Raw genomic sequence first — 9,164 nt, 5'->3', positions numbered from 1 at the left:
TAGGACGTTGCCACGCTAATTGTTAAAAGGATCTCTAGAAATAGAGGTCCTTTTTTTGTGTTTAAAAATTGACAAATTAGTAGTAAGAAGTTATCATAGCTGTAACTTGTTAAGTTACACCAACTCTGGAGGAATTATGAAATTATCTACTCGTTTTAGTGATGCTATCCACATATTAGCCTATCTAAAAATATATCAAAATACTAAACTGTCCAGTGAAGAAATTGCAGCTAGCGTTGTAACATCACCGGTAGTGATTAGGCGCTTAATGAGTAAATTAAAGGCCGCAGGGTTAATTAAAACGATTTCTGGTACTCCAGCTCCTATTCTGACTAAATCAACTGATCAGATCACTTTGTTAGATATTTATATGGCGGTTGAAGGAGATACCGAACTTTTTAGTATTGATCGCCAAACTAACCCCGATTGTATTGTGGGAGGGAATATTCAACAGGTTTTAACACAGTATTATGACGAAGTCCAGGCCGCAACTCAGCAAAAATTAGAATCAATTACTTTAACCCAGGTGATTGATAATATTAGAAATGAGCAGGCTTTAAAAGAAAGTGGGGAGTTAAATGACTAAATATGTAGTAACCGGAGCAACTGGTAATTTGGGTAACCGGGTAGTTGCTAATTTACTAAACTCTGTGGCTGTTAATGACGTAACAGCAGCGGTACATAGCCTAGGTAAATCACAAAATTTAATTCAACTAGGAATTAACGTGCAAGCAATTGATTATTTGGACCCGCAAACGATGGTATCAGTATTTTCTAAGGCGGATGTTTTAATCTATATTCCCAGCAAAACTTATAATATTGTGCAGCGAGTGCAGGAATTAGAAAACGTATTAGCTGCAATGAATGATGCTAACTTAACCGAAATGGTTTTTGTTAGCTTTTACGCTGATCAAGAAAATAATCCTTTCACGATGTCAGGATACTACGGTTATGCGCCTAGACGGTTGGCAGCGGCTGGGATTAAATATACGGTATTGAAAAATGCCCTCTATGCTGATCCGTTAATTCCTTACTTACCAGAATTAATAGAACGTCAAGCTTTAATATATCCGGTTGGTAATCAAAAAATGAGTTTTATTAGTTATGACAATAGCGCGGAAGCCATTGCTACAGTGGCAATCACTCCTGAATTACGCAGCAAAGGGCAAATTTATACGCTGACTCAAAATGAGGCGCTAGATATGCAGACTTTAGGCAAAATGATGACTGCTGTGACTGGACACAATATTGGGTACCGCCCAGTTAATGTTGCTGAATTTACTAAAATTTATGCGGCTGAGGGAGATGGTACCGAATTAGCGTCTATGTACCAAGCTGGTGGGTTAGGATTGTTTAACATTGTTACTAATGATTTTGAGACTATCACTGGTAAACAACCAACAGATATGCTGACATTCTTACAACAAAATTATCGGGGATAGTTGCAATGAAAGGAGTTTAAATGAACGAATTAATCAACACTTTTATGGCTCAACGACATGAACTGTGGATTGCGTTAGGACAACATTTAGAAATCTCGTTAATTTCCTTAATTATTGCGTTAGTTTTGGCAATGCCGTTAGCAATTTGGGCTACTCGGCATAAGCGAGTGGCGGAATTATTATTGCAAATCAACAGTGTTTTTCAAACCATTCCTTCGTTAGCATTGTTGGGGTTATTGATTCCACTGGTAGGGATTGGGACTGCTCCGTCCATTATTGCATTAGTAATTTATGCCCTGCTACCTATATTTCAAAATACATATGTAGGAATTGCTGAGATCGATCCGTCTCTTGAAGAGGCCGCCGATGCATTTGGGATGCGACCGATTCAAAAATTATTTAAAGTGGAATTACCAATTGCCATGCCAGTAATTATTTCTGGAATTAGAACGGCCATGGTTTTGATCGTGGGGACCGCTACTTTAGCGGCGTTGATTGGAGCAGGTGGGTTAGGTAATTTTATCTTATTGGGAATTAATCGAGATGATCCAGCACTAATTTTGGTGGGAGCCATTAGTTCAGCAATTTTAGCAATTGTTTTAAGTAGCCTAATTAAGCTAGCTGAAAAATTAACTCCTAAAAAAATTCTAATTTTATTAGGCACAATTTTAGTACTTTTTGCTGGGGGAGTGGGAATTGCCACCTTAGCTCCTAAACCAGAAAAAATTGTGATTGCCGGTAAATTGGGATCCGAACCGGATATTTTAATTAATATGTATAAGGATCTGATTCAGCAAGGTGATCCTAAAGCCCAGGTGGAATTAAAAACTAATTTTGGTGAAACGTCCTTCTTGTTCAGTGCTTTAAAGAGCGACGAAGTAGATATTTATCCAGAATTTACCGGTACGGTGTTAACGACGTTAGTAAAAAACGGGGCGCCTAGCCAGCCACTGTCTGAACAACAAACTTACAATCGGGCTGCTAAGTTGGTTCAACAGCAATACCAAATGAAGTACTTAGCACCTATGAAGTACGAAAATACTTTTGCCCTAGCAGTTAAGACTAGTTTTGCCAAGAAATACCATCTCAAATCCATTGCGGATTTAAAGCGGGTGCAATCTAAATTACATGCTGGCTTTTCACAAGAATTTGCTAACCGAGAAGATGGTTGGCTGGGAATTCAAAAGAAATATCAAATTGATTTTCCTGTTAAACAAATGCAACCGTCATTACGTTACGAAGCCATTACTAAAAATGATATTAATATTTGTGATGTTTACACTACTGACAGTCAGATTAAACAGTACCACCTAACGGTATTGAGTGATCCGGAGCACGTTTTCCCTCCTTACCAGGGAGCGCCGTTGATGAAAACTCAGTTTGCTGATCAGCACCCTAAGGTAGTAACCGCATTAAATCAACTGCGGGGAAAAATCACTGCCGAACAGATGCGCCAAATGAATTATGAAGTTAACGTGCAAAAACGCTCAGCGGCTGAGGTGGCAAAACGTTATCTGCAAGAAGAAGGCCTCTTGAAGGGAAGTGACTAAATGGCAGCACCAATGATTGAATTTCGACACGTCAAAAAGGAATTTGATAATACCCAGGCGGTTAAAGACCTTAGCTTTGTTGTTTCTCAAGGTGAATTGTTCGTGTTAGTTGGAACGTCAGGAAGCGGTAAGACCACTACGTTGAAAATGATTAACCAACTGATCGTTCAAACTAGCGGTGATATTTTAATTGATAACAAACGAGCTAAAGACTATGATCTCCGCCAATTAAGACTCAACATTGGTTATGTGCTTCAACAAATTGCGTTGTTTCCAACGATGACCGTGAAACAAAATGTAGCGGTGATCTTAGAATTAAAGCATACGGCTAAAAAAGAAATTGACCAACGAGTAGACGAACTACTAAGGGGCGTGGACTTAGATCCAGATAAGTATCGTGATCGTTATCCACGGGAACTATCGGGTGGTGAACAACAACGCATTGGAATTATTCGAGCTATGGCTGCTAATCCACCGGTAATTTTATTTGACGAGCCCTTTAGTGCCTTAGATCCAATTGTTAGAAACCAACTCCAAGATTTGGTGTTGCGCATTCATAAACGATACCAGACCACAATTGTGTTTGTGACCCATGATATGGATGAGGCTCTCAAGTTGGGGGATCGCATTGGAGTAATGAGCCATGGCGAATTGTTACAGGTTGGTACCCCGACGGAAATTGCCCAACATCCTGTGAATCAATTTGTGGAAGACTTTTTTGCGGCAACTGTGGGCAAAAACTTGTATGATACACCTGTGGATAAAATTATTAAAACCGGTTATCAGATTCAACGCCCAACGACAGCTACTGATTTGCCGGTAGTAGCTAGCGAGGCGACGTTAGAAGAAGTTTTTGTTATCCTAGCTTCTAACGAGGTAGTTGAAGTCCGTGATGAAACTGAAAAGCCAGTTGGTTGGTTAGACCGGCAATCCATTATGCGGTATTTAAGCGAAGTCAAACATTAGTGGAGGTGCAAGATGAATCAATTTAATACGGTAATTATCGGTGGGGGTCCAGCAGGACTAGGTTTGGCATATCCGTTACACTCTGCGGGGCAAAAAGTAGCGGTGGTAGAAGAAAATAAGTGGGGGGGAACTTGTCCTAACCGCGGCTGTGACCCCAAGAAAGTTTTATTGGGTGCGGTAGAAGCTCAAGTTAAAAGTGATCAACTAGTGGGGCGTGGCTTAAATCAAACGCCGCAAATTAATTGGCCCCAATTAATGAAATTTAAACAAACGTTTACCGATCCGGTCTCTGATAATTCTAGGGCTGGTTTAGTATCTGCTGGAATTGAAGTCTTTGACGGTCACGCCAGTTTTGTGGATGAACACACCTTAAGTGTTGGTGAACAAACTATCACTGCTGATCGATTTGTAATTGCAACTGGTCAGCGTCCGGGCCGTTTAAACGTCCCAGGAGATGAATACTTACTGACTAGTACTGACTTTTTGTCATTACCAACCATGCCGGCTAAAATTGCGTTTATTGGTGGAGGTTATATTGCTTTTGAATTGGCTGCTATTGCTGCCGTTGCTGGTGCTGAAGTGCATATTATTCATCACAATGAGCGACCACTAAAACAATTTGCGCAAGCTGCGGTGGCTGAACTAATGAATCAGCTGGAAGCTAAAGGAGTTCAATTTGATTTGAACGTTGAGACTCAATCCATAAAGCGCGAAGCTGATCAAACCGTGATTCAAGCTCCTAATTATGAGTTAACAGTGGACCAAGCCTTCGTTACTAGCGGCCGGGTTGCTAATGCTGATACATTGAATTTAGCCGCCATTGGAGTAGAAGCTGATCGTCACGGAATTGTGGTTAATGATCATTTACAAACAGCTCAACCTAACATTTATGCAATGGGGGATGTAGTAGCTAAACGCATTCCTAAGCTAACTCCAGTATCCGGATTTGAAGCTGCTTATCTAAGTCAAGAATTAGTTGAATCAGGAGCTGCAATTCACTATCCCGAAATCCCGACGGTAGTCTTTGGGATGCCACGGTTGGCTCAAGTAGGAATCAGTTGGCAAACTGCTCAGGAGCAATCCGATAAGTATCGTAGTCAAGTAAGCGATATGACTAATTGGTTTACTTATAAACATTTAAATGAGCCGCTGGCTAAAGCATGGATGGTAGTGGATAAACAAACGGATCAAATTGTAGGAGCTACCGTTATTAGTAACGAGGCTGAGACCTTAGTGAACTATTTGACTCAGATTATTAATACTGGTCAAACAATGAAGCAAGTTAAGGAGCAAGTTTTCTTATATCCTACGGAAGCTAGTGATTTAGAATATTTGGGTTAACAAAAAAGGATTTTGACAAAAGTCAAAATCCTTTTTTGTTGCTCACAACAAGCCTAATCGGCGATAAATATCATCTACGTGACGTAAATGATAGTGAAAATCAAAAGCGTCCGCAATGTCCGCTGCTGAAAGGACGTTAGTAATTTCAGAATTATTTTCTACTAGTTCTCTGAATTGAACGTGTTGATCCCATGCTTGAGCGGTTAACGGTTGAACTAGATCGTAGGCTGCTTCTCTGGTAAGACCGGCATCAATTAACTTCAATAAAACGCGTTGACTATAAATTAAACCATAAGTCTTATCTAGGTTAGCTTCCATCGTTTCAGGAAAGACATCTAGATTAGTTAGCACTCGATTGAAGCGGTTCAACATGTAATCCACCAAGGTGGTACTGTCAGCTAGAATGATTCGTTCTGCAGACGAATGGGAAATATCTCGTTCATGCCATAAAGAAACGTCTTCATATGCCGGGGTGATATAACCACGCAAAACTCTGGCTAGACCGGTAATGTTCTCTGAAGAAATTGGATTACGTTTGTGGGGCATAGCCGAAGAGCCTTTTTGACCAGGATTAAAGTGTTCTTCTACTTCGTGAATTTCTGATCGCTGTAAACTTCTGATTTCAGTAGCAAATTCTTCCAAGCTAGTGCCAATCAATGCTAATTCTGCAATGTACGCAGCGTGAAGATCGCGTGGTAGGACTTGACTTGAAATTTCTTGAGCTTGTAAGCCTAAGAATTGGCAGGTGAGTTCCTCTAACTCTGGGGGCACGTTGGCGTAAGTGCCCACTGCACCGCTAATTTTGCCACTTTTTAAGTCAGCAGCAACGGTAGCAAAACGATTAATATGTCGGTTGATTTCTGAATACCAACGAGCTACTTTTAGGCCAAAGGTGGTTGGTTCAGCCTGAACACCGTGGGTACGACCGATCATAACGGTGTCCTTATATTTCAGGGCGAGCCTTTTTAAGGTTGTTAATAACTCTTGGAGGTCATTAGCGATGACGTCATTAGCTTGAGCTAACCGTAAAGCCTGAGCGGTATCCACCACGTCAGTGCTGGTAACACCGTAATGAATCCAACGACTTTCATCGCCTAGAGATTCTGACACGTCACGGGTAAATGCTACTACGTCGTGGTGGGTGGTAGCTTCAATTTCAGCAATGCGGTCTGTATCGAACTTCGCGTTAGCTTCGATTAAAGCGAGGTCACTATCGGGGACTACTCCCAGTTGATTCCAGGCTTTATCGATGGCAATTTCGACGGTAAGCCATGTTTGGTATTGATTTTTTAACGACCAAATTTGTTCCATTACGGGCCGACTGTATCTTGATAGCATGTTAAGTTGCTCCTTCGTCAGTTGATGATTTTAGTATAACAAAGCTAGTTCGGATTTTAAAGGCATTTTGAATTTAAAAAAGAAATTTAATTTAATTATCTCCTTAAACACGAATTATTAAATGATTTGAGTTTATAATATTTCGGATTAACCCTTGACTAACTAATCTGGCATCTGCTATTCTAAGGCGGTAGTTATGACAGAAAATAATTCGGATATGAGGTGCTTTATTTATGGCAACAATCGTTGTGGTCGGAGCTCAATGGGGCGACGAGGGTAAAGGTAAAATTACTGATTTTCTAGGACAAAAAGCGGACGTAATCGCTCGTTATCAAGGTGGCGATAACGCTGGTCATAGCATTGTTTTTAATGGCAAACGCTTTGCATTACAATTAATGCCGTCTGGTATTTTTGCAGATGATAAGCTGTGTGTAATTGGCAATGGAGTGGTAGTAAATCCTGAAGCTTTAGTTAAGGAAATTAAATACCTGAATGATAACGGTATTGATACCAGTAATTTACGGATTTCTAACCGTGCCAACGTAATCTTTCCATATCACCGCCTACAAGACGAATATGAAGAAGAACTCAAAACCAACAAAATCGGTACCACTAAGAAGGGGATCGGTCCGGCTTATATGGACAAAGCCGAACGAATTGGTATTCGGATGGTTGATTTGTTAGACGAAGAAATTTTAACTAACAAGTTGCAAGAAAATCTCAAAATTAAAAATAAACTCTTTGCGGCAATGTACAATAAACCAAAAATTGAATTAGAACCATTGTTAAATCGGTACCTAGAACTAGGGCAACAATTAAAGGACTACATTGTGGATACGTCAGAATTAGTCAATGAAGCTGTGGATAACGGTGAAAAAGTCTTGTTTGAAGGCGCTCAAGGCACTATGTTAGACCTTGATCACGGGACTTATCCGTTCGTGACCTCTTCTAACCCTGCTGGCGGGGTCACTACCGGGATCGGAATCGGTGCTCCGTTGATTGATAATGTAGTGGGGGTATGTAAAGCCTATACTTCTAAAGTTGGTGAAGGTCCATTCCCAACTGAATTGTTGAATGAGACCGGCGATTACATTAGAGAAACCGCCCACGAATACGGAGTAGTTACTAAGCGGCCGCGTCGAATCGGTTGGTTTGATGCAGTTGTCTTACAACATGCTAAACGAGTAGCCGGATTTACGCACTTGTCCGTGAACTGCTTGGACGTTTTGTCCCATATCGAAACTGTAAAAATTTGTGTGGCTTATCGACTTAATGGTGAAGTGATTCACCGTTATCCAGCTAGCATCAAAGAAATTGAACAGTGTGAACCAATTTATGAAGAAATGCCGGGCTGGGATGAAGATATTACCGGAGTTCATGAATTAGCTGAATTGCCTGTTAATGCGAGAAACTATCTTAACCGATTGAGTGAAATTATTGGGGTACCAATTGCCACTTTTTCAGTAGGACCAGATCGAGAACAAACTAACGTATTAGATCCAATTTGGGAGAGTAATTAATGAATAATACACCAGTATTTGATTATGAAGATGTGCAACTAATACCTAACAAGGGGATTTTGAAGAGCCGTAAAGACGCTGAAACCAGTGTGACCTTAGGACCGATGACGTTTAAAATTCCAGTGGTGCCTGCTAATATGGAAACCGTCATCGATGAAGACTTAGCTCGCTTATTAGCTAGCAAGCAATACTTCTACATCATGCACCGGTTTAATCCAGAACGGCGCCTGGGCTTTGTGGAACAAATGAAAGCTGAAGGTCTATTCACTTCAATTAGTGTGGGGATCAAAGAAGAAGAACGAGATTTAATTTTAGCGCTACAAGAACGCCAGTTAACACCAGACTACATTACTATCGATGTGGCTCACGGCCACTGTGATGCCGTAATTGAAATGATTCAGTTCATTAAGGAAAGGTTGCCAGAAGCATTTGTAATTGCTGGAAACGTGGGGACGCCTGCTGGAGTGCGGGACTTGGAAAATGCAGGCGCAGATGCAGTTAAAGTGGGAATCGGTCCTGGGAAAGCTTGTATTACTAAACTTAAAACTGGCTTTGGGACTGGTGGTTGGCAATTAGCTGCTTTGAGATTATGTGCCAAAGCTGCTAGCAAACCATTAATTGCTGACGGTGGAATTCGCTATAATGGTGATATTGCTAAGTCGATTCGGTTTGGAGCTACGATGGTCATGATTGGTTCAATGTTAGCGGGACACCAAGAATCTCCAGGTAACGAAATCATGATTGACGGCAAACCTTATAAGCAATATTGGGGATCTGCTTCCGAAAAACAAAAGGGTGCTTATCGAAATGTGGAAGGTAAGCAAATGTTAGTGCCATACCGTGGTTCTATTTTAGATACCTATACTGAAATTCAAGAAGATTTACAATCTTCCATTTCATATGCTGGGGGCAGAGATCTTAATGGTCTTAAGACAGTAGATTATGTAATTGTCAAAAACTCGATTACAAACGGCGATAATTATTAAAAAGATTAACGAACCGGGTCC

8 protein-coding genes are annotated in these 9,164 nt (G+C 40.7%); 7 read left to right on the top strand and 1 reads right to left on the bottom strand.

Annotated features, from left to right (window positions below; genetic code table 11):
- The first annotated feature begins 136 nt into the window (after nucleotides 1-136).
- The 5 genes from FC56_RS00305 to FC56_RS00285 are packed head-to-tail and all read left to right on the top strand — an operon-like array spanning nucleotide 137 to nucleotide 5,299.
- Nucleotides 137-586: an Rrf2 family transcriptional regulator gene (locus FC56_RS00305; protein ID WP_056977197.1), complete on the top strand. Its 450-nt coding sequence runs from the start codon at nucleotides 137-139 to the stop codon at nucleotides 584-586.
- On the top strand, nucleotides 579-1,442 hold the full coding sequence (locus FC56_RS00300) for an NmrA family NAD(P)-binding protein (protein WP_054671711.1): 864 nt from the start codon (nucleotides 579-581) through the stop codon (nucleotides 1,440-1,442). Before FC56_RS00305 ends, FC56_RS00300 begins: the two co-directional genes overlap by 8 nt.
- A gap of 20 nt (nucleotides 1,443-1,462) precedes the next feature.
- Nucleotides 1,463-2,992, top strand: coding sequence for an ABC transporter permease/substrate-binding protein (locus FC56_RS00295; protein WP_056977195.1), 1,530 nt, complete (start codon nucleotides 1,463-1,465; stop codon nucleotides 2,990-2,992).
- A complete protein-coding gene (locus tag FC56_RS00290; protein ID WP_056977193.1) occupies nucleotides 2,993-3,958 on the top strand; it encodes an ABC transporter ATP-binding protein in 966 nt (321 codons plus the stop codon).
- 12 nt (nucleotides 3,959-3,970) lie between these two features.
- Nucleotides 3,971-5,299: a dihydrolipoyl dehydrogenase family protein gene (locus FC56_RS00285; protein ID WP_056977191.1), complete on the top strand. Its 1,329-nt coding sequence runs from the start codon at nucleotides 3,971-3,973 to the stop codon at nucleotides 5,297-5,299.
- Nucleotides 5,300-5,341: 42 nt separating this feature from the next.
- Here FC56_RS00285 and purB read toward each other — a convergent pair whose 3' ends face one another.
- The gene (purB, locus tag FC56_RS00280) at nucleotides 5,342-6,637 is read right to left on the bottom strand and encodes an adenylosuccinate lyase (protein WP_056977188.1); all 1,296 of its coding nucleotides are present in this window, start codon (nucleotides 6,635-6,637) and stop codon (nucleotides 5,342-5,344) included.
- 233 nt (nucleotides 6,638-6,870) lie between these two features.
- On the opposite strand from purB, the gene FC56_RS00275 reads away from it, so the two are divergent.
- A complete protein-coding gene (locus tag FC56_RS00275; protein ID WP_056977186.1) occupies nucleotides 6,871-8,157 on the top strand; it encodes an adenylosuccinate synthase in 1,287 nt (428 codons plus the stop codon).
- Nucleotides 8,157-9,143, top strand: coding sequence for a GMP reductase (locus FC56_RS00270; RefSeq protein ID WP_056977183.1), 987 nt, complete (start codon nucleotides 8,157-8,159; stop codon nucleotides 9,141-9,143). The genes FC56_RS00275 and FC56_RS00270 overlap by 1 nt, the downstream gene beginning before the upstream one ends.
- The last annotated feature ends 21 nt before the right edge of the window (nucleotides 9,144-9,164 follow it).

This window comes from Lentilactobacillus senioris DSM 24302 = JCM 17472, from assembly GCF_001436555.1.
Taxonomy (GTDB): Bacteria; Bacillota; Bacilli; order Lactobacillales; family Lactobacillaceae; genus Lentilactobacillus; species Lentilactobacillus senioris.
This window is presented reverse-complemented; position numbering and strand designations above follow the sequence as displayed.

Bases quoted from the DNA above. Each gene is read 5' to 3' on its own strand.
- FC56_RS00305 (WP_056977197.1), top strand. From the start codon at position 137: ATGAAATTATCTACTCGTTTTAGTGATGCTATCCACATATTAGCCTAT.
- FC56_RS00300 (WP_054671711.1), top strand. From the start codon at position 579: ATGACTAAATATGTAGTAACCGGAGCAACTGGTAATTTGGGTAACCGG.
- FC56_RS00295 (WP_056977195.1), top strand. From the start codon at position 1,463: ATGAACGAATTAATCAACACTTTTATGGCTCAACGACATGAACTGTGG.
- FC56_RS00290 (WP_056977193.1), top strand. From the start codon at position 2,993: ATGGCAGCACCAATGATTGAATTTCGACACGTCAAAAAGGAATTTGAT.
- FC56_RS00285 (WP_056977191.1), top strand. From the start codon at position 3,971: ATGAATCAATTTAATACGGTAATTATCGGTGGGGGTCCAGCAGGACTA.
- purB (WP_056977188.1), bottom strand. From the start codon at position 6,637: ATGCTATCAAGATACAGTCGGCCCGTAATGGAACAAATTTGGTCGTTA.
- FC56_RS00275 (WP_056977186.1), top strand. From the start codon at position 6,871: ATGGCAACAATCGTTGTGGTCGGAGCTCAATGGGGCGACGAGGGTAAA.
- FC56_RS00270 (WP_056977183.1), top strand. From the start codon at position 8,157: ATGAATAATACACCAGTATTTGATTATGAAGATGTGCAACTAATACCT.